General features: G+C 67.2%; 24 protein-coding genes. 20 read left to right on the top strand and 4 right to left on the bottom strand.

The genetic code is table 11. The annotated features are described in order from the left end of the window. Positions 1-40: 40 nt before the first annotated feature. Positions 41-418, top strand: coding sequence for a hypothetical protein (locus SR870_RS16030; protein WP_322514533.1), 378 nt, complete (start codon positions 41-43; stop codon positions 416-418). A 105-nt stretch (positions 419-523) separates the two neighbouring features. Here SR870_RS16030 and SR870_RS16035 read toward each other — a convergent pair whose 3' ends face one another. After that, the gene (locus tag SR870_RS16035; protein WP_322514534.1) at positions 524-1,690 is read right to left on the bottom strand and encodes an NADH:flavin oxidoreductase/NADH oxidase; all 1,167 of its coding nucleotides are present in this window, start codon (positions 1,688-1,690) and stop codon (positions 524-526) included. Positions 1,691-1,880: 190 nt separating this feature from the next. On the opposite strand from SR870_RS16035, the gene SR870_RS16040 reads away from it, so the two are divergent. From SR870_RS16040 to SR870_RS16125, 18 genes are all read left to right on the top strand, one after another. Beyond that, positions 1,881-2,879 (top strand): tripartite tricarboxylate transporter substrate binding protein, encoded by a 999-nt coding sequence (locus SR870_RS16040; protein WP_322514535.1) that lies wholly within the window; start codon positions 1,881-1,883, stop codon positions 2,877-2,879. 25 nt (positions 2,880-2,904) lie between these two features. Then, positions 2,905-3,807, top strand: coding sequence for a LysR substrate-binding domain-containing protein (locus SR870_RS16045; RefSeq protein ID WP_322514536.1), 903 nt, complete (start codon positions 2,905-2,907; stop codon positions 3,805-3,807). A 143-nt stretch (positions 3,808-3,950) separates the two neighbouring features. Continuing rightward, positions 3,951-5,069 (top strand): 4-oxalomesaconate tautomerase, encoded by a 1,119-nt coding sequence (locus SR870_RS16050; protein ID WP_322514537.1) that lies wholly within the window; start codon positions 3,951-3,953, stop codon positions 5,067-5,069. Between the two features lie 170 nt (positions 5,070-5,239). Next, positions 5,240-6,268 (top strand): amidohydrolase family protein, encoded by a 1,029-nt coding sequence (locus SR870_RS16055; RefSeq protein ID WP_322514538.1) that lies wholly within the window; start codon positions 5,240-5,242, stop codon positions 6,266-6,268. Position 6,269: 1 nt separating this feature from the next. After that, positions 6,270-6,965, top strand: a complete 696-nt coding sequence (gene ligK / locus SR870_RS16060) for a 4-carboxy-4-hydroxy-2-oxoadipate aldolase/oxaloacetate decarboxylase (protein WP_322514539.1) — start codon at positions 6,270-6,272, stop codon at positions 6,963-6,965. After that, positions 6,965-7,894 carry an NAD(P)-dependent oxidoreductase gene (locus SR870_RS16065; protein ID WP_322514540.1) on the top strand — a complete coding sequence of 310 codons (930 nt, stop codon included), beginning with the start codon at positions 6,965-6,967 and terminating at the stop codon, positions 7,892-7,894. Before ligK ends, SR870_RS16065 begins: the two co-directional genes overlap by 1 nt. A gap of 213 nt (positions 7,895-8,107) precedes the next feature. Next, the gene (locus SR870_RS16070) at positions 8,108-9,022 is read left to right on the top strand and encodes an amidohydrolase family protein (protein WP_322514541.1); all 915 of its coding nucleotides are present in this window, start codon (positions 8,108-8,110) and stop codon (positions 9,020-9,022) included. A 128-nt stretch (positions 9,023-9,150) separates the two neighbouring features. Continuing rightward, entirely contained in the window at positions 9,151-9,540 is a 390-nt protein-coding gene (ligA, locus tag SR870_RS16075; RefSeq protein ID WP_322514542.1) for a protocatechuate 4,5-dioxygenase subunit alpha, read from the top strand. After that, a complete protein-coding gene (locus SR870_RS16080; RefSeq protein ID WP_322514543.1) occupies positions 9,540-10,394 on the top strand; it encodes a class III extradiol dioxygenase subunit beta in 855 nt (284 codons plus the stop codon). Before ligA ends, SR870_RS16080 begins: the two co-directional genes overlap by 1 nt. 1 nt (position 10,395) lies before the next feature. Further along, the gene (locus SR870_RS16085; protein ID WP_322514544.1) at positions 10,396-11,355 is read left to right on the top strand and encodes a Gfo/Idh/MocA family oxidoreductase; all 960 of its coding nucleotides are present in this window, start codon (positions 10,396-10,398) and stop codon (positions 11,353-11,355) included. A gap of 193 nt (positions 11,356-11,548) precedes the next feature. Beyond that, positions 11,549-11,938, top strand: a complete 390-nt coding sequence (locus SR870_RS16090; protein ID WP_322514545.1) for a hypothetical protein — start codon at positions 11,549-11,551, stop codon at positions 11,936-11,938. Between the two features lie 108 nt (positions 11,939-12,046). Then, positions 12,047-12,448 (top strand): phosphoribosyl-ATP diphosphatase, encoded by a 402-nt coding sequence (gene hisE, locus SR870_RS16095; RefSeq protein WP_322514547.1) that lies wholly within the window; start codon positions 12,047-12,049, stop codon positions 12,446-12,448. Between the two features lie 73 nt (positions 12,449-12,521). Continuing rightward, positions 12,522-13,103: a YqaA family protein gene (locus SR870_RS16100; RefSeq protein WP_322514548.1), complete on the top strand. Its 582-nt coding sequence runs from the start codon at positions 12,522-12,524 to the stop codon at positions 13,101-13,103. Between the two features lie 56 nt (positions 13,104-13,159). After that, positions 13,160-13,753 carry a hypothetical protein gene (locus SR870_RS16105; RefSeq protein WP_322514549.1) on the top strand — a complete coding sequence of 198 codons (594 nt, stop codon included), beginning with the start codon at positions 13,160-13,162 and terminating at the stop codon, positions 13,751-13,753. Between the two features lie 133 nt (positions 13,754-13,886). Then, positions 13,887-14,858: a nitronate monooxygenase family protein gene (locus SR870_RS16110; protein WP_322514550.1), complete on the top strand. Its 972-nt coding sequence runs from the start codon at positions 13,887-13,889 to the stop codon at positions 14,856-14,858. Positions 14,859-15,051: 193 nt separating this feature from the next. Then, complete coding sequence (locus tag SR870_RS16115; protein WP_322514551.1) at positions 15,052-15,825, top strand: thioesterase family protein; 774 nt, start codon at positions 15,052-15,054, stop codon at positions 15,823-15,825. A gap of 139 nt (positions 15,826-15,964) precedes the next feature. After that, a complete protein-coding gene (locus tag SR870_RS16120; RefSeq protein WP_322514552.1) occupies positions 15,965-16,219 on the top strand; it encodes a hypothetical protein in 255 nt (84 codons plus the stop codon). A gap of 139 nt (positions 16,220-16,358) precedes the next feature. Beyond that, positions 16,359-17,159, top strand: coding sequence for a hypothetical protein (locus tag SR870_RS16125; protein ID WP_322514553.1), 801 nt, complete (start codon positions 16,359-16,361; stop codon positions 17,157-17,159). Between the two features lie 79 nt (positions 17,160-17,238). On the opposite strand, the gene SR870_RS16130 is transcribed toward SR870_RS16125, so the two are convergent. From SR870_RS16130 to SR870_RS16140, 3 genes are all read right to left on the bottom strand, one after another. Next, complete coding sequence (locus tag SR870_RS16130) at positions 17,239-18,501, bottom strand: IS4 family transposase (protein ID WP_322514554.1); 1,263 nt, start codon at positions 18,499-18,501, stop codon at positions 17,239-17,241. Positions 18,502-19,066: 565 nt separating this feature from the next. Beyond that, positions 19,067-23,518 (bottom strand): cytochrome P450, encoded by a 4,452-nt coding sequence (locus tag SR870_RS16135; RefSeq protein ID WP_322514555.1) that lies wholly within the window; start codon positions 23,516-23,518, stop codon positions 19,067-19,069. A gap of 41 nt (positions 23,519-23,559) precedes the next feature. After that, positions 23,560-25,317, bottom strand: coding sequence for a hypothetical protein (locus SR870_RS16140; RefSeq protein ID WP_322514556.1), 1,758 nt, complete (start codon positions 25,315-25,317; stop codon positions 23,560-23,562). A gap of 254 nt (positions 25,318-25,571) precedes the next feature. Here SR870_RS16140 and SR870_RS16145 point away from each other — a divergent pair, with 254 nt between their 5' ends. After that, positions 25,572-26,540: a S8 family serine peptidase gene (locus SR870_RS16145; RefSeq protein ID WP_322514557.1), complete on the top strand. Its 969-nt coding sequence runs from the start codon at positions 25,572-25,574 to the stop codon at positions 26,538-26,540. The last annotated feature ends 10 nt before the right edge of the window (positions 26,541-26,550 follow it).

Genomic DNA, 26,550 nt, shown 5'->3' on the forward strand with positions numbered 1-26,550 from the left:
AGATGGCGGCGGTTTCAACCCTGAAAGCGCAGGTCCCGCCATGTCACGCCTCAACGCCGCCTTGATCGCTTCCGCCGTCGTCGCCGGCGCCGTCGCGCTGCCGACCGCTGCTTCGGCCTGCTACGGCTGCTACACGCCGCCGCCCTGCCACACCTGCTATCAGCAGCAGGTGGCGCCGCCGCAATACCGCACCGTCGAAGAGACCGTGATGGTGGCGCCGGGCCGCGTCGTCGCGCATCGCACGCCGGCGCAGTACCGCACCGTGATGGTGCCGAAGACCGTGATGGTCGCGCCGGAAGGCGTCGAATACGAGCGCATTCCGCCGCAATACGCCACGCGCGAGCGGGTCGAGATGGTGGCGCCGGCGCAGGTCTACTACGCGCCGGTGCGCCCGCGCTGCGGCGGCTGCGGCTGGTAGGCAATCAACGACTCTATCCTCGTCCTTGCGGGCGGAGCGAAGCAATCCAGCCGCACGTCGCGGAGCTGGATTGCTTCGTCGCTTCGCTCCTCGCAAGGACGAAGATCACCCTCGCCGGTGCGGCAGCGTCCAGCCCTCGAGCTTGCGCAGGCCCGGCTCGCGGCGCTCCAGCCACCAGCCGTATTGCTTCGGCCAGTCGGCGAACACTTCGCCGTCGTCTTCGGTGAGTTCGAGCTGGGCGTGCAGCGTCCAGTTCGGATCGAACAGCGCCTCGCGGCCGATCGCGATCAGATCGGCGTGGCCCTGCTCGACGATCTTCTCCGCCTGATCCGGATGTAGAATCAACCCGACCGCGATAGTCGGAATGTCGGCCTCCTTGCGGATGGTTTCGGCGAACGGCACCTGGAAGCCGTAGCCGCGTGGAATCCGCGCCGCGGTGGCGGAGCCGAGCAACCCGCCCGACGAACAGTCGATGATGTCGGCGCCGCGCGCTTTGGCTTCCCGCGCGAACACCACCGAATCGGCGAGTTCGATGCCGCCCTCGACCCCGTCGACCGACGATACCCGCACCGCCAGCGGCAGCGTGTCGGGCCATGCCGCCCGCACCGTCTCGATCACCTGCAGCGGAAACCGCATCCGGCCGTCGCGGCTGCCGCCGTATTCGTCGGTCCGCATGTTGGACAGCGGCGACAGGAACGAGTGCAGCAGATAGCCGTGGGCGCAATGCACTTCGAGCATCTCGAAACCGGCATCGACTGCGCGCAGCGTCGCGGCGCGCCAGGCATCGAGCAACTCGCCGAGTTGATCCTCCGAGAGTTCCTGCGGCGTCAGCCAGCCCTCTTCCATCGGGAGCGGGCTCGGCGCGACGATCGGCCACGGCTGATCCCCGCGCGCACGATCTTCGGCGGTGAGCGCGGCGTTGCCGTACCACGGGCGCTGCATGCTGGCCTTGCGGCCGGCATGGGCGAGCTGGATCGCCGGCACCGCGCCGTTGTCGCGCAGGAACGCGGCGATCCGCTCCAGCGGCTTGACCTGGCCGTCGTGCCAAAGCCCGAGATCGCCGTGGGTGATGCGGCCGTTGGCGGTGACTGCGGTGGCTTCCACCATCACGATGCCGGCGCCGCCCTGAGCGAACTTGCCGAGATGGACGAGGTGCCAGTCGTTGGCGACGCCGTCGACCGCAGAGTACTGGCACATCGGCGAGATCAGGATGCGGTTCTTGGCGGTGATGCCACGCAGGGTAAGCGGGCGGAACAGCGGCGGCTGCGACATCGGGCTCTCCACAGCTCTCTACTTCGGATTCGTTGGCATCAGGGTCTGCCCTGTGGCGGGAGCAGCGTCAATCCGGGCGCGCCGACGCGGCCGGCGCGGCCCGTCCGGCGGAATTCAGCGGTCGCGGCCAGCCTCGGTCAATTGCTTGCTGCGATTGTGAAATCCGGCACATTTGGACTATCGTCGAAAGATGACGCTGATCAGCCGACAATGCACTCGCCGCCTCGCCGCGATCGTCGCCGCGCTTGCGCTCCTGACCGGATTGCTGCCGGTCGACCGCGCCGGCGCCGAGGGACTGTATCCCGCGCGCCCCGTCCGCATCGTGGTGCCGTTCGCCGCGGGCGGGGTCGCCGATATCACCGCGCGTCTGGTGGCCGACCGGCTCGGCGCCAAGCTCGGCAGCCGCTTCTACATCGAGAACCAGCCCGGCGCCGGCGGCATCACCGCGGCGCGCACCGTGATGTCGGCGCAGCCCGACGGCTACACGCTGGCGCTGCTGTCCAACGGCACGGCGATCAGCGCCTCGCTGTTCAAGAAGCTGCCGTTCGACCCGGTCAAGGATTTCGCGCCGGTCTCGACGCTGGGGTTCTTCGACTTCCTGTTCGTGGTTCGCGCCGATGCGCCGTTCAAGACGATGGAAGACTTCATCAAGGCGGGCAAGCAGAGCCCCGGCCGGTTCAATGTCGGCACCATCATTCTCGGCAGTACGCAGAATCTCGCGGCCGGCATGTTCAGGACCGCGGCGGGGATCGACTTCGTCGTGATCCCGCATCGCGGCACGCCGGAAGTGCTGGTGTCGCTGCTGCAGGGCAATCTCGACATGGCGATCGACAGCTATTCGGCGCTGAAGGGCAGCCTCGACGACGGCAAGATCCGTGCGCTGGCGGCCTCGGGGCCGCTGCGCTCAAAGATCACGCCGAACGTGCCGACGCTGCGCGAAAACGGACTGGAGGTGAGCATCGAATCCTGGAACGCGCTGTTCGCGCCGGCCTCGACGCCGCCGGCGGTGATCAGCACGCTGAACCGCGCGCTGCAGGAGGTTCTCGCCGACCCGGCGCTGAAGAAACAACTGCTCGACCTCGGCGTCGACGCGCGCGGCTCGACGCCGGATCAACTCGCCACGCGACTGCGCACCGACATCGAGAAATGGAAGGCCGTGATCGACGCCTCCGGGATCGAGAAACAATAGCCGCCCCTCCGGGCGAGGCGCTTCAATGAATCTCAAGCAGCTCGAATATTTCATGCGCGTGGCCGAGCTCGGCTCGTTCAGCAAGGCGGCGATGATGCTCGACATCGCGCAGCCGGCGCTGAGCCGGCAGGTCCGCGGGCTGGAGACCGAGCTCAACCAGCAGCTATTCCTGCGCAACGGCCGCGGCGTGGCGTTGACCGAAGCAGGACGGCGGCTGTTCGACCACAGCGTCGGCATCATGCAGATGGTGGCGCATGCGCGCGAGGATCTCGGCGCCAGCCGCGACGCGCCGGTCGGCCGCGTCACCATCGGGCTGCCGCCCTCGATCGGCCGCCAGCTCACGCTGCCTTTGATCGATCGCTTCAAGCGCGAATTGCCGGCGGCGCGGCTGGCGATCGTCGAAGGGCTGTCGTCGCATATCGTCGAATGGGTCACCACCGGCCGCGCCGATGTCGGGCTGGTGTACAATCCGGAAGCGCAATCCGGCATCGACATCACGCCGCTGCTGCAGGAGCCGCTCGGCCTCGTCAGCCGCGCGCCGAAGGGCAAGCGCGGCCAGCCGGCGCCGCCGCTGCCGTTCAAGGAACTATCGACCTATCCGCTGATCGTGCCCGAGCGTGTCCATGCGATGCGCAGGCTGCTGGAGACCCAGGCGGCGCTCGCCGGCGTCAAACTCGACATTGCCTGGGAGGTCTCCAGCGTGCCGTCGATCATCGAGCTGGTCTGCGCCGGCTACGGCCATGCGGTGCTGACCGCGAGCGGCGTCGCCGCCTCGCCGCGCGCCGCCGAGCTGAGTATGCGCAGGCTGGTGGAGCCGGCGGCGACCAGCGCGCTGTGCCTCGCAGTGTCCGCGACGAGACGGCCGACGCCGCTGGCGCAATATACCATGCGGCTGTTGACCGAGCTCGCGCGCGGCCTGCCGACCTGAACCCGCCGCAAGCCGCCCGTGCTGGGGCGGCATGGCGATGTGCTTTCGCCATGCCTTAACCCGATAGCTGTTATTGACACGTCGCGGTGGCGTCGTTCGCCCGCCATCGCCACAATGGTCACAACAATCCGGGAAGGAAGCGAATGCAAACGGCCATCCCCTGCCTGTTCATGCGCGGCGGGACCTCACGCGGCCCGTTCTTCAACGCAGCCGATCTGCCCGACGACATCGCCACCCGCGACAAGGTGCTGCTGGCGGTGATGGGATCGCCCGACCGCCGCCAGATCGACGGACTCGGCGGCGCGCATCCTTTGACCAGCAAGGTCGGCATCGTCTCGAAAGGCTCCAAGCCGGGCGTCGATCTCGACTTCCTGTTCGCGCAATTGCAGCCCGACAAGGACAGTGTCGACACCACGCCGAACTGCGGCAACATGCTCGCCGCGGTAGTGCCGTTCGCGCTCGAAACCGGACTGGTGCAGCCGCAGGGCGACGCCACGACCCTGCGGGTGCTGACGCTCAACACCGACATGCAATGCGACATCACGGTGCAGACGCCGGCCGGTCACGTCAGCTATGACGGCGACGCGCGGATCGACGGCGCGCCGGGCACTTCGGCGCCGATCAAGATCAACTTCCTCGACACCGCGGGCTCTGTGGCGCCATCGCTGCTGCCGACCGGCCAGGTCCGCGACGTCATCGACGGCGTCGAGGTGACCTGCATCGACAACGGCATGCCGCTGGTGATGTTCAAGGCCGAGGCCGTCGGCCGAACCGGCTATGAGGGCGTGGCGCAGCTCAACGCCGACACCGACCTCAAGGCGCGGCTGGAGCGACTGCGGATCGCCTGCGGCCACGCGATGCAGCTCGGCGACGTCACGTCGAAGAACTATCCGAAGATGACGCTGATCGCCGCGCCGCGCGCCGGCGGCAGCATCACCACCCGCAGCTTCATCCCGCATGTCTGCCACGACGCCATCGGCGTGCTCGCCGCCGTCACCGTCGCCACCGCCTGCGTGCTCGACGGCTCGGTGACGCAGGGCATCGCGCAGGTGCCGGACGGCGCCGTCAAGCAGATCTCGGTCGAGCATCCGACCGGCGAGTTCTCGGTCGAGATCGAAGTCGATCCGGCCGATCCGCAGACCGTCACCCGCGCCGCCTTGCTACGCACCGCGCGGCTGTTGATGCGCGGCGACGTGATGGTGCCCGGCTCGGTGTGGGACGGAAAGCAGACCAGCGACGCGGCGGCGCGGCGGGCGGGATGAGACGTCGAATGCAGAGAAGAAATAACATCGAAGCCCGCGCTGTTCGTGCGAGCGACGCCACAAGCCACGGACGTCATACGCGGGCTTGACCCGCGTATCCATCATCTCGAGAGGATGGATTGCCGGGTCAAGCCCGGCAATGACGGCCACAGACTATTCGAGGACACCCGATGATCATCGACATTCACGGCCACTACACCACCGCGCCGAAGGCGCTGGAGGACTGGCGCAACCGCCAGATCGCGGGCATCAAGGACCCGTCGGCGATGCCGAAAGTGTCCGAGCTGAAGATCAGCGACGACGAACTGCGCGCCTCGATCATCGACAACCAGCTCAAGAAGATGCAGGAGCGCGGCAGCGATCTCACGGTGTTCAGCCCGCGCGCCTCGTTCATGGCGCACCACATCGGCGACTTCAACGTGTCGTCGACCTGGGCTTCGATCTGCAACGAACTGTGCCACCGCGTCGCGCAACTGTTCCCGGACAATTTCATCGGGGCTGCGATGCTGCCGCAGTCGCCGGGCGTCGATCCGAAGACCTGCATCCCCGAACTGGAAAAGTGCGTCAAAGAGTACGGCTTCGTCGCCATCAATCTCAATCCCGATCCGTCCGGCGGACACTGGACCTCGCCGCCGCTCAGCGACCGGCAGTGGTACCCGATCTACGAGAAGATGGTCGAGCTGGAGATACCGGCGATGATCCACGTCTCGACCAGCTGCAACGCCTGCTTCCACACCACCGGCGCGCATTATCTCAACGCCGACACCACCGCCTTCATGCAGTGCCTGACCTCGGACCTGTTCAAGGATTTCCCGACGCTGAAATTCGTCATCCCGCATGGCGGCGGCGCGGTGCCGTATCACTGGGGCCGCTTCCGTGGCCTTGCGCAGGAACTGAAGAAGCCGCTGCTGAAGGATCATCTCCTCAACAACATCTTCTTCGACACCTGCGTGTATCACCAGCCCGGCATCGATCTCTTGACCAAGGTGATTCCGGTCGACAACGTGCTGTTCGCCTCGGAGATGATCGGCGCGGTGCGCGGCATCGATCCGGAGACCGGCTTCTACTACGACGACACCAAGCGCTACATCGAGGCGTCGACGATCCTGACGCCGGCCGAGAAGCTGCAGATTTACGAGGGCAATGCGCGGCGGGTGTATCCCCGGATGGATGCGGCGCTGAAAGCGAAGGGCCAATAACATGACCGTGCGGATGAACGATCTCGGCATCGTCAAGCGCAACATCACCCGCGCCGACAAGGCGGCGGTGGAGCAACTGTCGCGCTTCGGCGTCGCCACCGTGCACGAGGCGATGGGCCGCGTCGGCCTGATGCAGCCCTATATGCGGCCGATCTATCCCGGCGCCCACATCTGCGGCACCGCCGTCACCGTGCTGCTGCAGCCTGGCGACAACTGGATGATGCATGTCGCGGCCGAGCAGCTTCAGCCCGGCGACATCGTCGTGGCGGCCTGCACCGCCGACAACACCGACGGCTTCTTCGGCGATCTGCTGGCGACGAGCTTCCGCGCACGCGGCGCGCTCGGCCTGATCATCGACGCCGGCGTGCGCGACGTCCGCGATCTGACGCAGATGCAGTTCCCGGTGTTCTCCAAGGCGATCCACGCCAAGGGCACGGTGAAGGCGACGCTCGGCTCGGTCAACATTCCGGTGGTGTGCGCCGGAGCCTATGTGGTGCCCGGCGACGTGGTGATCGCCGATGACGACGGCGTCGTCGTCGTGCCGGCCGCAGTCGCGCAGCAGGTCGCCGATGCGGCGGCGGCACGCGAGGCCAACGAGGCCGACAAGCGCGCCAAGCTCGCGAGCGGCGTGCTCGGCCTCGACATGTACAAGATGCGCGAGCCGCTGGAAAAAGCCGGACTGAAGTATATCGACTGATGAGCAGCGATCCCAAACAGGCGCGCATCGGACTGGTCGGCTATGGCGAGGTTGGCAAAATCCTCGCCGAGGATCTGCGCGCGCAGGGCGTCGAGGTTACGGCCTATGACGTCAAGCTCGGCGACGACCGCGCGCCGCCGCTGCGCGACCACGCCGCCGCGCATGGCGTGACGCTGGCGGCCTCACATGCCGATCTCGCCGGGCGCTGTGACCTGATCATTTCGGCGGTGACGGCGAGCCAGACCGTGGCGGTGGCCGAAGCCTGTGCGGGCGCGCTCAACCAGGGCTCGTGGTTTCTCGATTTCAACTCGGCCTCGCCCGGCGCCAAGCAGCGCGCCGCCGCGCTGATCGAGAGCGCTCATGGCCGCTACGTCGAAGGCGCGGTGATGACCTCGGTGCCGCCCTATCGGATCAAGGTGCCGCTGCTGCTCGGCGGACCGCACGCCGCCGAACTCGCGCCGCTGATCAATGCGCTCGGCTTCGACGCCAAGCCGGCGAGCGACACGCTCGGCGTCGCGTCGGCGACCAAGATGTGCCGCAGCATCATGATCAAGGGGCTGGAGGCGATGGTGATCGAGAGCTTCACCACCGCCCGCGCCTACGGCGTCGAAGATTCGGTGATCGCCTCGCTGCAGGAGACGTTTCCGTCGATCGATTGGGAGAAGCAGGGCGCTTACTTCTTTCAGCGCGTGATCGAACACGGCCGCCGCCGCGCCGAGGAAGTGCGCGAAGTCGCCGAGACCGTGCGCGACGCCGGGCTGACGCCGTGGTCGGCGCAAGGCACCGCCGAGCGGCAGGCGTGGGTAGCGGATCTCGCGGATGTGGGACTGTTCGGCGAGCGCGGCAGCAAGGAGTTTGCGCGGAGCCCGGACTGGCGCGTCGAGGCGGATCGGATTCTGGCGAAGGTGAAGGACGAGACGAAGACCTAGCGTCGACGAGATTTGACCGCAGCGCTGGTTAGCTCCCCTCCCCCTTGCGGGGAGGGTCGGCCGAGCGAAGCGGAGGCCGGGGCGGGGGTGCCGTGAGCACTGCGCCCGTGGCACCCCCACCCCCGACCCCTCCCCGCAAGGGGGAGGGGAGAAGAAGCCCGGAGCGAACCACGCGCTGACTTCAGACAGCGCCTACTTAAAATGAGTGACGGTATGACCTTCGAAAAGACCCCCGGCTGGCTGGACTGGTACCAAGGCCCGTCGAAGCCGCGCTTCAAAGTCCCGGCGGGCGCCGTCGATGCGCATTGCCATGTGTTCGGGCCGGGCGATGAATTCCCGTTCGCGCCGGAGCGCAAATACACGCCGTGCGATGCCTCCAAGCAGCAGCTCACCGCGCTGCGCGACCATCTCGGCTTTGGCCGCAATGTCGTGGTGCAGGCGACCTGCCACGGCGCCGACAATCGCGCGATGATCGATGCGCTGGTGCATTCGAACGGCAAGGCGCGCGGCGTCGCCACGGTGCGGCGCAGCGTCACCGACGCCGAGCTGCAGGCGATGCACGATTCCGGCGTGCGCGGGGTGCGCTTCAACTTCGTCAAGCGGCTGGTCGACTTCACCCCGAAGGACGAGTTGGTCGAGATCGCCGAGCGCATCAAGGCGCTCGGCTGGCACGTGGTGATCTATTTCGAAGCGGTCGACCTGCCCGAGCTGTGGGACTTCTTCACCGCGCTGCCGACCACCGTGGTGGTCGACCATATGGGCCGGCCGGACGTCACCAAGCCGCTGGACGGTCCGGAATTCGAGCTGTTCGTCAAATTCATGCGCGAGCACGACAACGTCTGGTCGAAGGTGAGCTGCCCGGAGCGGCTGTCGGTGAGCGGCCCGCCGGCGCTCGGCGGCGAGCAGAATGCGTACCGCGACGTGGTGCCGTTCGCCCGCCGCATCGTCGAGACCTTCCCGGACCGCGTGCTGTGGGGAACCGACTGGCCGCACCCGAACCTGAAGGACCACATGCCCGACGACGGCCTCTTGGTCGATTTCATCCCGCACATCGCGACCACGCCGGAACTTCAGCGCAAACTACTGGTCGATAACCCGATGCGGCTATATTGGCCGGAGGAGAAGTAACTCACCGTCATGCCCGGGCTTGTCCCGGGCATCCACGAAGGCAGACGATCCGCAGCAAAGACGTGGATGGCCGGGACAAGCCCGGCCATGACGGGAATAATAACACGAAAGACAGAGGAGAAACCGCCATGTCCCTCGACAAACCCTATACCGACGTGCCCGGCACGACGATCTTCGACGCCGACATGTCGCGGCTCGGCTATCACCTCAACCAGTTCTGCATGTCGCTGATGAAGGCGGACAACCGCGCCCGCTTCAAGGCCGACGAGCGGGCTTATCTCGACGAGTGGCCGATGACCGAGGAACAGAAGCAGGCGGTGCTCGATCGCGACCTCAACCGCTGCATCGCGCTCGGCGGCAACATCTACTTCCTCGCCAAGATCGGCGCCACCGACGGCAAGAGCTTCCAGCAGATGGCGGGCTCGATGACCGGCATGACCGAAGAGGAATATCGCAACATGATGATCAATGGCGGCCGTTCCGCCGAGGGCAACCGCTATATCGGGGAGAAGAAGTGATGGCTCGTATCACCGCCAGCGTCTACACCTCGCACGTGCCGGCGATCGGCGCCGCGATCGACACCAAGAAGACCGGCGAGGACTATTGGAAGCCGGTGTTCAAGGGCTACGAGTTCTCCAAAGAATGGCTGAAGAACGAGAAGCCGGACGTGATCTTCCTGGTGTTCAACGATCATGCCACCGCTTTCAGCCTCGACTTCATCCCGACCTTCGCGATCGGCACCGCGGCCGAATACACGCCGGCCGACGAAGGCTGGGGGCCGCGCCCGGTGCCGAAGGTGATCGGCCATCCCAGGCTCGCCGGGCATATCGCGCAGTCGGTGATCCAGGACGATTTCGATCTCACCATCGTCAACAAGATGGACGTCGACCACGGCCTCACCGTGCCGCTCAGCCTGATGTGCGGCGAGCCGCAGGCCTGGCCCTGCCCGGTGATCCCGTTCGCCGTCAACGTCGTGCAATATCCGGTGCCGTCCGGCCGGCGCTGCTACATGCTCGGTCAGGCGATCGGCCGCGCCATCCGCTCCTACGACGAGGATCTCAACGTGCAGATCTGGGGCACCGGCGGCATGAGCCACCAGTTGCAGGGCCCGCGCGCGGGCCTGATCAACCGCGAATGGGACAACGCCTTCCTGGACCAGCTCATCAATGATCCTGACGCGCTGTCGAAGAAGCCGCATATCGACTACGTCCGCGAGGCGGGCTCGGAGGGCATCGAGCTGGTGATGTGGCTGATCGCGCGCGGCGCGATGAGCGACGTCGCCGGCGGTCCGAAGCCCAAGGTCGCCCATCGTTTCTATCACGTCCCGGCCAGCAACACCGCGGTCGGTCATCTGATTCTGGAGAACGCCTGATATGGCCAAAGCGATCAAGGTCGCGCTCGCGGGTGCGGGCGCGTTCGGCATCAAACATCTCGACGGCATCAAGAACATCGACGGCGTCGAGGTGGTGTCGCTGGTCGGACGACGGCTCGAGCCGACCAAGGAGGTCGCCGACAAATACGGCATCGCGCACGTTTCGACAGACCTCGCCGACGCGCTGGCGATCAAGGAGGTCGATGCGGTCATTCTCTGCACGCCGACCCAGATGCATGCCGAACAAGGCATCGCCTGCATGAAGGCCGGCAAGCACGTGCAGATCGAGATTCCGCTGGCGGATTCGCTGGCCGACGCGCAGGCGGTGGTCGACCTGCAGAAGTCGAGCGGACTGGTGGCGATGTGCGGCCACACTCGCCGCTTCAACCCGAGCCATCAATACGTCCACAACAAGATCAAGGCCGGCGAGCTGAACATCCAGCAGATGGACGTGCAGACCTACTTCTTCCGCCGCACCAACATGAACGCGCTCGGCCAGCCGCGCAGCTGGACCGACCATCTGCTTTGGCACCACGCCGCCCACACCGTCGATTTGTTCGCCTATCAGGCGGGCTCGCCGATCGTGAAGGCCAACGCGATGCAGGGCCCGATCAACCCGTCGCTCGGCATCGCCATGGACATGTCGATCCAGCTCAAGGCGGAAAACGGCGCGATCTGCACGCTGTCGCTGTCGTTCAACAATGACGGCCCGCTCGGCACCTTCTTCCGCTACATCGGCGACACCGGCACCTACATCGCCCGCTACGACGATCTGGTGAACGGCAAGGAGGAGAAGATCGACGTCTCCAAGGTCGACGTCTCGATGAACGGCATCGAGCTGCAGGACCGCGAATTCTTCGCCGCGATCCGCGAAGGCCGCGAGCCGAACGCCAGCGTCGCCCAGGTGCTGCCGTGCTACCAGGTGCTGCACGACCTCGACCGGCAGCTCGCGCAGGGCTGAGCCGCTCGTCATTGAACGATCGTCATGCCCGGCCGCCGGGCATGACGGCTCAGTATCTCGGAACTGCCCGACGGCTGTGACGATGATCACCAACGGCCGGAACCTTGTGTTTCGTTCGAGGAACCTTACGTATCAGACGCGGGTTGTCCCGCGCCGGCCGATACAAGTCCGGCCGCCTGTCGGAGGTTCCGAGATGTTGAAGCAGAGAGTTTTGCGACGCGCCGGCGTCCGAGCCGTCGTGATCGCGATGGTCGCGGCGCTGGCGCTGCCCGCCTTCGAGCCGACCGCGGCCGTCGCGGCGCCGAAGCCCGCGGGCGTCACCACCCAGCATGAGATGACCGATGTCAGCGCCGCCAGGAAGCGCCGCCACGTCCGGCGCGGCGGCGGCAACAATGCCGCGGCGGCCGCGGCCTTCGTCGGGATCATCGGCACCATCGGCGCGATCGCCGCCAGTCAGGCCCGCCGCGATTACTACGAGAGCCATTATTACGGCCCGCGCCCCTATGGCTATTACGGCGGTCCGGGCTATATCGGCGGCCACCCGGGCTACGGCTACGGGAACGGCTATTATTACGGCTATTGACCGGTCGTGATCCTCCATGTCGAGGCAGCGCCAGCGGCGCGGCCATTTGCCTCTGCACTGGGAGGCCGGTTTTACGCAACCGACATCGATTGGCGTTAGGCTGGCTAAATGGCTGATTCGGTTGAGCGGCTCTATCAGGCGGTGCTCGCGGCCCGGGATCTCGATCCCGCGACGTCGCGCACCGCGCGGCTGTTCCGCGGCGGCTCCGGCAAAATGGCCAAGAAGCTCGCGGAAGAAGCGATCGAGGTCGTCATTGACGCCATCAATGGCGACCGGGAGGCGGTGATCCGCGAAAGTGCCGATCTCATCTATAATCTCACCGTGCTGTGGGCCTCCGCCGGGGTTCGCCCGGACGACGTCTGGGCGGAGATGAGCCGGCGCGAAGCCCTGTTCGGGATCGCCGAGAAGCTTCCCAAATCCGCACTGAAACTCCCCGAACCGGTGGCGCCGCACCCGGCACGGCGGCCTTTCACCCCGCTCGAAGCCAGCGCGGCACGCAAGCGGCGCTGATTGTCGTTCGGGCGCCGGGCGCCGTCATAACTGCGGAATGGACAAATCCGTCCCGGGATGGTTGATCGCGGCCATGCTGAGACGAATCTACGACTGGTGCATCGACGCCGCCCACAAGCCCTACGCCCTCTGGATCCTGGCGATGGTGTCTTTCGCGGAGAGTTCGTTCTTCCCGATCCCGCCGGATGTGATGCTGATTCCGATGTCGCTGGCGCGGCCGGAGCGGGCGTGGTTCTACGCGGCGCTGTGCACCGTCACCTCGGTCCTCGGCGGCGTGGTCGGCTACGCCATCGGCGCGCTGCTCTACGACTCGGTCGGCCACTGGCTGATCCAGCTCTACGGCTATGCCGACAAGGTCGAGACCTTTCGCGCCGGCTATGCCGAATGGGGCGCCTGGATCATCCTGCTGAAGGGCCTCACCCCGATCCCCTACAAGCTCGTCACCATCACTTCGGGCTTCGCCGGTTACGACATCTGGCTGTTCATCCTGTTCTCGATCATCGCCCGCGGCGGCCGCTTCTTCGTGGTCGCGATCGTGCTCAATCGCTATGGCGTTGTGATCCGGGAGCAGATCGAGAAGCGGCTGACAATGTGGGTGACGATCGGAGCCGTCGTGCTGGTGCTCGGCTTCGTCGTCGCGATCAAGCTGGTCTAGCCGGGCAGGATGTGAAGCGACTTCTCCCTGTCGACACAACGGCGTAGGCTCACGCCATGCCTGCTTCGATCCGACCGCTGTTCCGGCGACGAGCGTCGCGTCTGGTCGCCTTGGCGATCACGGCGCTCGCCGCGACCGGGCCGGCCGGCGCGCAGCAGCCGCGGCCTCCCGAAGCGCCCGCGCCGCGCGAGAATCCCGGCCTCGTCAATGAAATCGGCAAGCTGCTGAAGGACCCGTCGCTGCTGCTGCCGGATTTCGCGAAGCCGGACAGCGGCAAGACCGACACGCCGGTCCCCGACGCGCCGCCGGCGCCGCAGCCGACTGCCGATCCGCCGCCGGTGTCTCCGCCGCAGCGGCAACCCGCCGTCCCGGCCACGCCCGCACCATCGCCGCCCGCCTCGCCGCCCGCCTCGCCGACGATCCCGGCGATGATCAACGGCCGCCAGGTCTGCCCGGCCTCGGCCAACGGCGCGCCCGATTGCGCCGCGGGCGCCGCCATCCTGTGCCGGAGCAAGGGCTATCAGGACGGCCGCAGCCTCGCGGTCGACGCCACCGAGAAATGCTCGGCCAAGCTGCTGATCCCCGGCCGCGCCCGCCAGCCCGGCGACTGCCGCACCGAAAATTTCGTCACACGGGCGTGGTGCCAGTAACGCAGCGGGATTTTCGCGCGCTTGCGTCGAAACGCTGCATTTTTCCGCATCGATGCCTTGCGGGCCGGTTCCTCAATTGCTTTTGTGTCGCCGCGGTTTGCACCGCCAAACACAACAAAAGGAGACACCCGGAATGTCCATGCCTGCATTGTTCAAGGGCCGCCTGTCGATCCCGGTGATCGGCTCGCCGCTGTTCATCATTTCGACGCCCGATCTGGTGATCGCGCAATGCAAGGCCGGCGTGGTCGGCTCGTTTCCCTCGCTGAATGCGCGGCCCGCGGCGCTGCTCGACGAGTGGCTGCATCGCATCAAGGAAGAGCTCGCCGCCCACGACAAGGCGCATCCGGAGCGCCCGTCGGCGCCGTTCGCCGTCAACCAGATCGTGCACAAATCCAACAACCGGCTCGATGCCGATCTGGCGCTGTGCGAGAAGCACAAGGTGCCGATGCTGATCACTTCGCTCGGCGCCCGCGAGGAGCTGAACCAGGCCGCGCATAATTGGGGCGGCATCGTCTTCCACGACGTCATCAACCAGCGCTTCGCCCACAAGGCGGTGGAGAAGGGCGCCGACGGCCTGATCCTGGTCGCGGCCGGCGCCGGCGGCCATGCCGGCATGCAGTCTCCGTTCGCTTTCGTCACCGAGACGCGGAGCTGGTACGACGGCCCGGTCGCGCTGTCGGGGGCGATCGGCAACGGCCGCGCGATCCGCGCCGCCCGCGTGCTCGGCGCCGACTTCGCCTATATCGGCTCGGCCTTCATCGCCACCCAGGAAGCCAACGCGGTGCCGCGCTACAAGGAGATGATCACCACCTCCGGCGCCGACGACATCGTCTACTCCAACCTGTTCACCGGCGTGCACGGCAACTATCTGAAGCCGTCGATCGTCGCCGCCGGGATGGACCCGGACAATCTCGAACAGTCCGATCCGACCAAGATGAACTTCGGCACCGACGAATCCGGCGAGCGCGCCAAGCCGAAGGCCTGGAAGGAAATCTGGGGCGCCGGTCAGGGCATCGGCAGCATCACCGGGATCGTGCCGGTCGCCGAAATGGTCGCGCGCTTCAAGCAGGAATACGACGAAGCGAACGATCCGCCGCTGGCGTAGTCGCGCCTCTCACCGAAGTCGCGGAGCCTCTTCCCTTCTCCCCTTGTGGGAGAAGGTGGCGCGGACCTCGTCCGCACCGGATGAGGGGTCGCGTAGCGTGGCTTGCCCTCACCCGCCCGCGCCTCGCGCGGGCACCCTCTCCCACAAGGGGAGAGGGTCGACCAATGCCGGTGACGATCGGACTTTGAAACCAATGGACGCCATCTATCGCATCGACGGCAACGACATCGCGACCAGCGGCAACGCCGCCGGGCCCTGGGATCCGTCGATGCAGCACGGCTCGCCGCCGTCGGCGCTGGTCGCGCATCTCGCCGAACAGATGCCGACGCCGGTGCCGATGCAGGTGGTGCGCGTCACGGTCGATCTGCTGCGCCCGGTGCCGGTCGGACCCCTGAGCTTCGAGACCGAGGTGCTGCGCGAGGGCCGCAAGATCCAGCTCTGCGCGGTGCGGCTGCTTTCCAAGGGCGTCGTGGTGGTGAACGCCAGCGTGCTCAAGATCCGCAACGCGCCGCCGGAGCTGCCGGACGACATCGAGCATCCGGCGCTCGACGTGCCGCTGCCCGACGACTGCCCGACGCTCGACGTCGGCTTCACCCGCAATCCGTTCGTCGGCGGCATGTCGCTGCGCAAGGTGCGCGGCGGCTTCGGCGCGATCGGCCCGGGCGCGACCTGGTATCGCGCCGACCGGCCGCTGATCGAGGGCCGGCCGACCTCGCCGCTGATGCGCGCGGTGATCGCCTCCGACTTCAGCAACGCCACCTCGTCGTTGCTGGACTTCAAGCACTGGATCTTCATCAACGCCGATCTCAACGTGTTTCTGGCGCGGCAGCCGGTCGGCGACTGGGTCCTGCTGAACTCGGAGATGTGGCTCGGCCCGGACGGCGCCGGCATCGCGTCGTCGCGGCTCGCCGACGTCACGGGTTACTTCGGCCGCGCGATCCAGAACCTGGTGATCGAGCCGCGCTGAGTAGTTCTACGAAGTCCGCGACCGCAGGCTTAAACCTCGCGTTAACCATCTCCGGACCAACATTGGGCCGCCGTGACGCGGGCGCCTCGACGCTTCGATGCTGCCGCGCCGGCGCCTCGGCATCGAAGTGGACGCTGGCATGTTGTACTCCGAAAAGACTCCCGCTTCTCTCGACGAGATCAGGGCCCGCGTGGCGCGCGCGCTGCACCGTCATCCGCTGTGCCGCGACGTGCGGTTCGAAATCGTCTCGACGCCGCGCACCCGCAAGGGCGGCAACTGGACGATCAGCATCCAGGCGGTCGCGCCCGACGCATTGTGGGAAGCGTCCGAGATCGTCTCCGATATCCAGGAAGCCTACGAACTCGCCGTCGTCGCCGAAAGCCGGGCGGCCTGACGACACGGCGGAACCGCAGCGTTCCAATGCCACGCGCCCGGCGCGGGCCGGCTCGACACCTGTATTCGGTGCCGGGCCATATTTCCTCTGCATTTATGCGCGACACGGACAGGCGTTCGTCACCGCGACGGAGACCAGCTTGACGAAAGCAGCGACCCTTCTGGCTCTGGTGTGCCTCCTGATCGCAGGCGCCTCGGCCGCCACCATCCTGGCGCGCGCCAGCGTGCCGGCCGCTGGAGTTCCGATCGCAAGCGCCGCGATGGCCGGGCCCGGAACCGGCGCGATCGCGATCCCGGTGAGCAACCGGGCGAACAAATCCGACAAACTGGCGTCTGCGGCCACCGCGTCCGAACTGTCGCTGCCCGCGCTGCTGTCGTCCGAGCCGTTGGCGCCCGATCCGTTGGCGCCCGATCCGTCGGTGTCCGACCCCTCGGCCGAGGACGCCGCCGCGCCGAGCGTCGCAGGACAACAGAAGCCGATGCAACTGGCCTATGCCGCCGACGACGTCGGCGACCTTGCGGTCGGCGCGCTGCCCGATCCGGCCGACCATGCGGCCGGCGCGACGCCTGCCACCAAGCTGCCGCCAGTGATCGCCACCGCGCCGGCGCAGAAGCCGAAGCCGGCCGCCAAACCCAAGCCGCCGGCGCTGCTCAGCGACGCGTCGATCTCCCAGCTCCGCGGCCGGCTCAATTTGTCGTCGTCGCAGGAATATTACTGGCCGTCGGTCGAGCAGGCGCTGCGCGCGATCGGCCGCAAGCTGCACGCCACCCGCACTGTCGCCGACAGCGGCCCGCCGCCGATCGATCCCGACAGCGCCGAAGTCCAGCAACTGAAATACGCCGCGATGCCGCTGCTGTTCCAGTTGCGCGAAGACCAGAAGCAGGAAGTCCGCAAACTCGCCCGCGCCATGGGCCTCGAGCAGGTCGCGCAGGCGATCTGAGCTGAACTCGGCGACCGTTGCTCGAAAGAGAGTCGCGTTCCCTCTTGCGGCGTCATTGCCGGGCTCGACCCTACGAGATTCACACATCTGGCCTTAGCTTCCAGCCTGCGAGCATGGCTCTGAGGGATTGGAGGCCGTGGAGGATCACGATGGGGCCTGGCTTGCCGTAGTAGCCGGTCCATCCGCCAAGGCGGGCGCAGATCCAACTGGCGTAGGCGAGTGATCCTGGCGGATGCGGGTTTTTCTGTTTCGCGGTGCTGCCCTCCAGTGTTCGGCAGATGGTTTGGAGCGCCGGCTCATCGTCGGGGTCGAACGTGTCCTGCATCGGCCGGCCGGCTGCACCATCGCGTTCACGCACCATCTGCAGCACCTGGATCGCGGCGATCAGAGTCGCGGTGGTCAGGTTCTCGAACGGTCCGCCCTCGGCGATACGCACCGCTTCGATGTCGAAGCCCTTGGTCTTCATCAGGCGGAAGACTTGCTCGATGGTCCAGCGCTGGCGATAGAACCTGGTGATCAGCAGAGCTTGCGCCAGCGTCGTCACCTCGTGCGTCGTCAGCAGACGCCAATGCACCGGCGCCACCGAGGGCGGCGGATCGATCTCGCGCGCTTCCACCAAGGTCAGCGTCACGCTCTTGGGCAGATGCGCCGCTTCGGCCGGATGGTTGCGCTTGGGTCGCTTCAAGGTGATCTCGCGGGCACGAAGCGCCAGCGTCACCCGACGCGCCGACCGGCCCGGATTAGCCGGCAGATCGATGGTCTCGCGGCCAAGCTCGGCCACCTGAGCCATGCAGTCGTACAGCCTGCCGCCGCCTTCCAGAGCGCGATCATGATGGGCGCGGATCAACAGTTCGGTTTCTGCCGGCCGGCAGGCGAACTCATCGTAGATGTCGCCTTCGCGGTCGGCGATGACGGTCACGCAAGCTGCGCCCGCGGCGACCAGACCGGCCGCCGCCCTGGTCGCATCGAGCCAGCGTCGGCTTTCCTTGTCGGCGAACGGCCGTTTGGCACACAGCCGTTTGGTGCCGCCGACGCGGCTGAGAAACACCGCATCGACAAGCCCGAGCAATGCGCCATCGGCGGCATCGACGGCGATCGTCGGGTGCAGGTTCAAGCTGCACAGCTTGCCGTCATCGCGCAGCGTCGTGGTGTCCTGGATCGCCAGAATGTGGCGGCCCTCGACCAGCCCGGCGGTGCGCGCCCTGGCATGCGCCACCATCTCCTGTGGCGTCACTCGGGGATTACGCAGAAACCGGGTGAAGCGGATCTCGCCCGCACGATCTCCGCCGACCCGGCGCACGCTGATCCCCGCGCGACCGACGTCGACCAGCCGAGCCAGCAAGCAGGCCCCCCTTTTTCCAGGCGCCGGTCACCGAACCGTCCCAAACCAACGTCCATCTGCTCCTCCTCAGATCTCGACCACTATCGAGTCAGAGAAAGCTGCCGCCCGCAACAGCCAAAGCAGATGTGTGAATGTCGTAGGGCTCGACCCGGCGATCCATCCTCTTCGCATAAACTTCTCCATGGCGCGCTTCGCGCGCGATGGATGCGCGGGCCTTCGCCGCGCCGAAGCGGCTTCGGCCCCGCAGGCGGGTCAAGCCCGCGCATGACGAATGGGGACTCTCTCGTTCGTCATTCCGGGGCGCCGCGCAGCGGCGAACCCGGAATCTCGAGCCGTTCATCTTGCCTCCGCGCAACAACCTCTGGATTCCGGGTTCGCGCAGCTTCGCTGCGCGCCCCGGAATGACGAACGCGAGGTGGGCGCGCGACGCCGGGCTCATCACCATGAGGGCCGAGGTTGTGCCCGTCTCTATGGTTCGAGACGCATCGCTGCGCGATGCTCCTCACCATGAGGGGCTGAGTCCGTGCAACCTCATGGGTCGAGACGCCCCGGCTCGGCAGCGCCCTCACCCCAGATCGATCAGATATTGCAGCGCCGACCGGCTCGGCATGAAGAAGTAGCCGCCGCCTTTCACCGTGACGTAGCTGTGGATGCCGTGCAGGGTCAGCGGGCCGGCGGCGGTCGGGATGGTGAAGACGCGCTTCTCCGCCGGATCGTCGGGCGCCGACGAGATGATCGGGTCCGGCTCGTCGCTGAGGCCGTGGAACGACGGCGACGACACCCAGCTCTGCTGCACCAGTTCGAACTGGCGCTCGACGTCGGCGCAGACCGCGACGAACAGCAGGCCCTTTTCCGGCTTGCCGTCGCCCTGCCCGGTTTCGAACGAGCGGCCGCGACGCAGCAGCCGGTGTCGCGCGGTCAGTTGCTGCTGCGTCGGATCGTCGGGCTGCAGGCTGTCGCGCGGATTGGCGCGGCGGATATGCGCACCGAACGGACAATGCAGCCCCTGCGGATCGTCCTGGCCGTAGGCGAAGTCGTTGTCGCGGTCGTAGGGATCGCGCACGTCGCTGCGCGATTTGCCGCGGCGGGTGTTGAAGGTGGTCGAATTCGGCTTGTCGACCAGCGGCACGCCGTTGCGCCAGCGCCCCATCATCTTCGCCGCCACCCACTCGGCGCTCGGCGTCTCGCCGATCACCGCCGCGAGGTCGCGATATTTCGACAGCTCCTGCGCCTTGGCTTCGGTGAACGCCCTGAAGCCGTCGACGTCCTGCACGAACTGGCGGATCGCCAGAAAAGTCCCGTTGCGGCCGAAATCGCGCACCGGCTTCGCCGGCGTGTCGGAGCGGAAATTCGGAAACCGGCTGGGCAGCGCGTCCGGCAGGATCGGCAGATGATTGGCCGGATCGGAACGGCTCGCCACCGTGGCGCTCGGCGGGAAGTAGCCCTGATTGTTGCGATAGCCGAGGATGAATTCGCCGGGCTCGACGATGTCGCGGTCCGCTACGCCCTTGGCGAAACGCTGGGTGCCCTTGATCACCGGCTGCGAGATGCCGTCGACGAAACCGAAATGTTCGTAGAGGAGCGAGGTCGTGGGCTCGCCGTCGACGTCGACGGTCGGCGGGCTGGTCTCGACCACGTAGCGCAGCGCGTCGCGGCCGCCGAGCAATGCGGCGTGCTGGTCGAGCGCGGCGCGGCAGACCTCGGGCGAATGGCCGTAGACGAACAGCGCCGCGTCGGCCGCGGCGACGTCGTCGTTGCCGTCCAGCGCGGCATCGGCCCAGTCCCAGTGCTGCGGCCCCGACGGGCCGGTGTCGCGCAGGATGTTGGCGCGCTGCGACATGCCGATGTTGAACGCGGTCGGAAACGTCGTCAGCCCGTCATTGGCGTTACGCGCCGGCAGTCCGAGCCGCGCCAGACCCTGCGCCGAGAACGCCACGAAGGTCGCGACATTGTGCGGAGCGTCGCCGCCGGTGAACGGCCTATCGCCGAAGGTGATGGCGCCGACCGCGGGGCGCGGCGCCGACGGATCCTGCAGCAGCCCCGCCTCCGGCATGATGGCGCGCAGCCACGCCTTGCCGGCGGCCCGGTCCGCGGGAAGCCGCAGCAGCGCGGTCGCGGTGTAGGGCAACTGGCCCATCGCGCGGAACACCAGCGCCTGCACCTCGGGCGTCTCGATCGCGTAGTCCGGCCGCGTCATCGAGCCGAAGCAGTCGAGCCAGGCCTGCGCGGCGCTGTCGGTCGCGGCGCGGACCAGGCCGTCGTGGATCATCGCGTTGCGGCGGATCTCGTCGGTGGTGAGCCGGGGATAGCGGTTGAACCAGAACTGCGTCGGCACCTGCTGCCGACGGACCCAGCGCTTGAAGCGGTCGCCGTCCTGGGCGCCGTCGAGGATCAGGAAGCGGGTGCGCGGAAAGCCGACGCCGTTGCTCCACGCAGCCGACTGGCCGGCATGGGCCTTCATCACGAAGTCTTCGAGATAGCTCTCCCAGCTACCGTCGTAATTGGCGAGGAAGATCAGCTTGTCGGTGCCGGGCGGCCGGAACCATTTCGCCTTGTGGATGGTGCCCATGTTGAGCACGAAGCCGGGGCGATACCAATGCGTCACCAGCTCCTTGATGCCCCACAGCGACAACGCCAGCGTCAGCTTCCTGAACCAGCCGGGCTTGAGCGCGGTGACCGCGGTGATGTGGTTCTGAATGAAGCCGGGATGGTTCTCGCTGGCGGCGATCTCGCGGACCTTGGCGAGATCCGGATCGCTGTCGTCGGGGACGTCGCCGGATTCGTAGTAGTTCAGCACCAGCAGGAACAGCCCGCCGAGCGCCGCGAGCATCAGCGCCACCAGCAAAATCCCGCCGACCAAAGCGAGCGCGATGCGGCCGATATAGGCGGCGTCCGAATACGGCTCGATCGCGAAATAGATCGCCTGGCTGGCGATCAGCACCAGCGCGATCACGATCGCGCCGACCCAGCGGAAGGTCGGTGAGCCCAGCAGCGACAGCAGCGAGTCGGTGCCGGAGCGCGGCACCCAGTCGGAGATCGCCAGCCGCCTCCGGCTCGGCCGGATCAGATATCGGGTGAACGCCGCGCCGCGCGCGAACAGCGCCTGCAGCCGCGCCTTGCGCGGCGAATCCGGCGACTGGTCGATGGTTCGCTTCAGCTCGGGGTCCTGCCGGATCAGCTTGCGGACATAGCCGAGCGCCACCATCGCGCGGCTGCCGAGGCAGGCGTGGTTTTCGAGATAGTCCTCGATCGCGTCCTGGGCGAATTGCGCCAGCTCGCGCTGCCGGATGATATCGGCGACGGCGAATTCCGGCGTGCCGTTGAAGTTCAGTCCGATCGCGCCCCATGGCCGGGTCTGCAGGTCGAGCATGTTGTCGCGGAGAATGTCGGCGAGCGCCGCGCCGGCGGTCGCCTCGGCCTGCGCGAAGATCGGCGCCAGCCATTGCTCCGCCTCACGCACCACGGCGCGGATCGCGCCGTCGGGCGTGCCGTCGACATTGAGCTCGAGCAACAGATGCGGCGCGGGCTGCTCCGGCGTGCCGGCGTCGATCAGCGTCATCGAGGCGAAGTGGATGATGTCGGTGGCCGACAGCGCCGCCACGACGTCCGGCCGCGCCGGATTGCCGAGCGCGGTGATCTGCGCGCGCAGGGCGTCGAGATCGGCGCCGGGACGCACCGGTGCGCAGATCACCACCATGTTCTGTGTCTGCGGCGCGACGCGCGGCTCGAACTCCATGTCGAGCCGCCGCGGGAACGGGCCGACCCAGCCGATCGACCCCGAACTACCCGCGACCGTGCGCAGACCGGGCTGCTTCAGCAGCACACGAAAGACTTCGGTGATCTGCGCGGCCGCGACATGCATGCCGAGGCAGGCATGGGCGCCGTCGCCGAACATCAGGCCGGTGGCGTTCGGCCGGTCGGCGCGAAACGATCCGGGCGACACGAAAGCGCGCTTGTCGCGCAGCGCCGACATCGTCGCCACCATCAGCACCGAGCCGGCCTTGACGCGTCGCTGCCGGCTGGTGTTGTGGGCGATCACGCCGTCGGCCGTCGCGTAGCGCCACTGCCCCGGCGCCAGCGCCGGATTGAGCCGGCCGGCTTCGAGCAGGATCGCCTGCAGCCCGGCGGCATCGTCCCGGCCGGCGCAGGCGATCGCTTCCGCCCACTCCTTCGGCCGGCGCAGCAGCTCCTCCAGCATCTTGCCGGCGGCGAGCGTGTTGGTCGGGATGAAGCCGGTGACGAGGCCGACCAGAATGGCGCGGATCTCGTCCTCGGTGACGACGCCGTCACTCGCCTGCGCCACCAGGCGCCCGACCACGGTGTCGGTTTCCGGCGCGGCCTTCGCGCGGGCGATCGCGCGGTCGATCACGTCGCGGACCTGCGCGGCGCCGTTCAGCGCCAGCCGCCGCGTCGCGGCGTTGCCGAACGGATCGGCGAACAGCAGCGCCGAGATCGACATCGCCCATTCGGCGAAGGCGTCCGGATCCTCCGGTTCGAGGCCGAAATAACCGCAGCAGGTCTCGGTGGCGACCCGCGTCATCAGATCCTTCATCACGTCGATGCGGCCGCCTGAGGCGTCGATCAGGATCGTCGTGTAGTGCGCGGACAACTGCCTGATGCGGTCGAGATCGGCCGGGCGCAGCACGCTGCGAATGATGGCGTTCTGGCGGTCGTGCTCGGGGCCTTCGAGGCCGAGCACGAAATTGGTGCCGCCGGCGAGCTCGGTCATTTCCAGCCCGTAGGGCACCTCGTACAGGCCGGGCTGCGCCAGCACCTCGCGGACGTCGGCCTCGCGGGTGACGATCACCAGCCGGCCGAATTGCGGATTGGGTCGAAATTCGCGGAAGACGTACAGCGCCCCGCGCATCAGCCAGCCGAACGCCCGGCCGGTCCAGCGCTTCAGCGTGGTGTCGGCGCCGAGGTCGTCGAGATCGAACGGAAGGATCGGAGCGGGCGGGGCGGAAGCGGCGTCGGACTGGGCTTTCTTGATCGCGTCATAATACTTGAGCGTGAGCATCGGTCACCTCAACAAACACATCAAAAATCGGGTTCGCCGAATCAGTTCGGCAGAAATTGCGCGTCGCTGTCGTGACCGTCGCGCTCCAGCCAGTCCGCATCGCGGCCCGGCACCATTTTCAGGCCTTCCACGAAATGGTCAATCCATGTTCTGTCGACGAACGGCAACCATTCGAGATATCGCCGGGAAAAATTCGGCTTGACAGCAAGTAATTCATCGGTGGCGACGCGCGCGGCGGTGAGATGGCCGCTGCGCGCCAGCGCGTTGATCCTGAGCACGTGCGCGTACCAATAGGCCGGGCGGCGGGCCAGCGACAGCGAGGCGTGCTCGGCCGCCTCGGCCCAGCGGCCCAGCATGGTGTGCGACATCGCCAGTTCGCCCAGCGCATAGAAGATGTTCGGGTCGTTCGAACTCAGCCGCAGCGACGCCTTGAGGTGATCGATCGCCTTCGCCGGCTCGCCGGCGAGATTGTAGCAGCCGCCGAGCTGGGCGTGCGCCAGCGCGAGGCTCGGATTGAGCGCGATCGCATGCTGCAGCAGGGTCCTGGCCTCCTGCGGATGGCGCAGCCACATCTCGGCGATGCCGGCCAGCATGAAGCCGCGGCCGTCGTCGGGATCGGCGAGGCTGGCCTCCTGCGCCAGCTTGCGCATCCGCAGGATCTGCTCCTGCGGCTGGCGTCCGGCCCAGATCGACCAGCCGAGCGCCGAGGTGGTCTGGATCAGCGCCTCGGCCGAGGCCGGATCGAGCGCCAGCGCGTCGGCGAACAGCTTCTGCGCCATTTCGGAGTCGGCGCGGGTCAGCCGGTTGAGGTGCCAGCGCCCCCGCCAGATCAGATCGCTGACGCCGAGCGCGTCCTGGCGCTTGTTGCGGATGCGGATCTGCTCGGCGTGCTCGATCCGGGTCTCGAGCTGCGCCACCAGTTCGTTGACGAACTGCTCGAGTTCGTCGCGCAGCGCCGGCGATTGCAGCGTGAACCGCCGCGACCAGATCGCATAGCCGGTCGCCGCCTCCGACAGGCTGGCGGAGACGCCGAACGAGTCATAGGCGCGATACAGATGTCCCTCGATCAGATAATGCGCGCCGAGCCGCTGGCCGATCACCTTGCGGTCGATGGTGTCGGCGAAGGAGAAGCTCGAACTGCGCGCGATCACCGGCAGCCAGCGAATCCGCGACAGGCCGACGATCAGTTCTTCGCTGATGCCCTCGGCGAGATAGTCCAGCGTCTCGTCGCCGGTGACGTTGGTGAACGGCAGCACCGCGATCGCCTGATTACCGGTGAAGCCGACCGGCGGCTGGCTGGTATCGAGGATGTGGCTCGGCAGCCCGCCGGGCAATGGCGCGGCCGGCGACGGCGCGCGCGGCCCCCGCATCAGCCGCGTGCGTTGCTCGCGCAGCCAATCGCGGAAGCTGGCTTCGCCCGGAATATCGAAGCCTTCGAGAAACTCGCCGGCGGTTTTCGGATCGGCGTTGGGATCGAGCGCGTCGACGGAGATCAGGTCGAGCCGCAGGCGGACGCGGTCACGATCGCTGACCAGCAGCTCGAGATCGCCGCCATTCACAAGCTTTCGCAGATTCGACAATTCGCGGCGCAGACTGCCCGCCGCTTCGGAATGGCCGCGACTGCCCCACAATCGATCCTGCAGCCAGCCGCGGGTCCGCTCACCGTCACGCGACATCGCCAGCATGGCGATAACGGCCGTCCCCTTCTTGCTGGAGATTTCGATGCGTTGACCGCCCGGCGTCGACAGTTCGAAAGGCCCCAGCAAGCTGACAGTAAAAAGCCCCGACGTCTCCGTCATATTCTCGATCATCCAAATTCAACTCAGAATAGCATTTTTCACGCGTCTATCACGTGAATTTCACGCCGGAAACAGCTCGATAAGAAGACGAAGGGGAACGCGATAAGGAAAAATGCGGATGCGTTCTTCCACCGGACGAAATTTCCGGAGAGCACGCAGAGATGGCCGCTTGGTCGCGGGTTGGAGCTACTCGCAGCATGGATGCGAGTAACTCGCATGATGAGTAGCGGCAGAGTCAGGGCGGGCAGGGTGAAATGGTAGGGGTAGCAGGAGCGGATTTCCAGCAGGAACTTCTGTTCGCGTTCGGTGGCGGAGATCCGCAGATCACCATCGCGGTGCTGGATGGGCCGGTGGACCGCACGCATGATTGTTTTCGCGGCGCGCGGCTGGCGCCGCTCGACACCGCAGCCGGGGCGCGCTGCGCCGACGGACACGCCACCGCCCAGGGCACCCATATCGCCAGCCTGATCTTCGGCCAGCCCTGCAGCTCGGTCGAAGGCGTCGCGCCGCTGTGCCGCGGACTGAGCGTGCCGATCTTCGGCGACGACCGGCCGGACTGTTCGCAAGCCGACCTGGCGCAGGCGATCGTCATGGCGCTGGATCACGGCGCCCACGTCATCCACATCAGCGGCGGCTTGTTCGAGGGGCGGCGGCAGCCGACCGCCGAACTCAGCGCGGCGGTCGCGCAATGCAACGACCACAACGCGCTGATCGTCGCCGGCGCCGGCCGCGACGGCTGCGCCAGCCTGCTGCGCCGCTGCGGCGCGACGAATCTTCTGCCGGTCGGCGCGATCGACAGACACGGCCGGCTGATCGGCGGCGGCGACGCCAGCCTGCACGAGATCGGCATCGCCGTGCCCGGCGCCAGACTGATCGGCGCGGCGCGGGAAGGCGGCATCAGCGAGCGCCGCGGCGCGAACTACTCCGCGGCGCTGATCGCCGGCATTGCCGGGCTGCTGCTCGGGGCGCAGACCGCCACCGGTCAGGCGCCGGACCCCGCCGCAGCGATCGAGGCGATCCTCGGCAGCGCGACGCCGCGGCTCGCGGCGCGGACCGACGAGTGCCAGCGCGCCTGGATCGGGCGGGCGAATGTCGAGGCCGCAGCGGCCCGCCTCACCGGCGTGATCTATGACAGCGCCGCCAACTCGCCGTTCGGACTTTGGCATCTGGCCCAGACCAATCCGCAATCATCGGTTCACGCCGCGTTCCGACCGCGAGCGTGATCGCACCACA

Origin of the sequence: Rhodopseudomonas palustris (assembly GCF_034479375.1) — a bacterium.
GTDB classification, from domain to species: domain Bacteria; phylum Pseudomonadota; class Alphaproteobacteria; order Rhizobiales; family Xanthobacteraceae; genus Rhodopseudomonas; species Rhodopseudomonas palustris_M.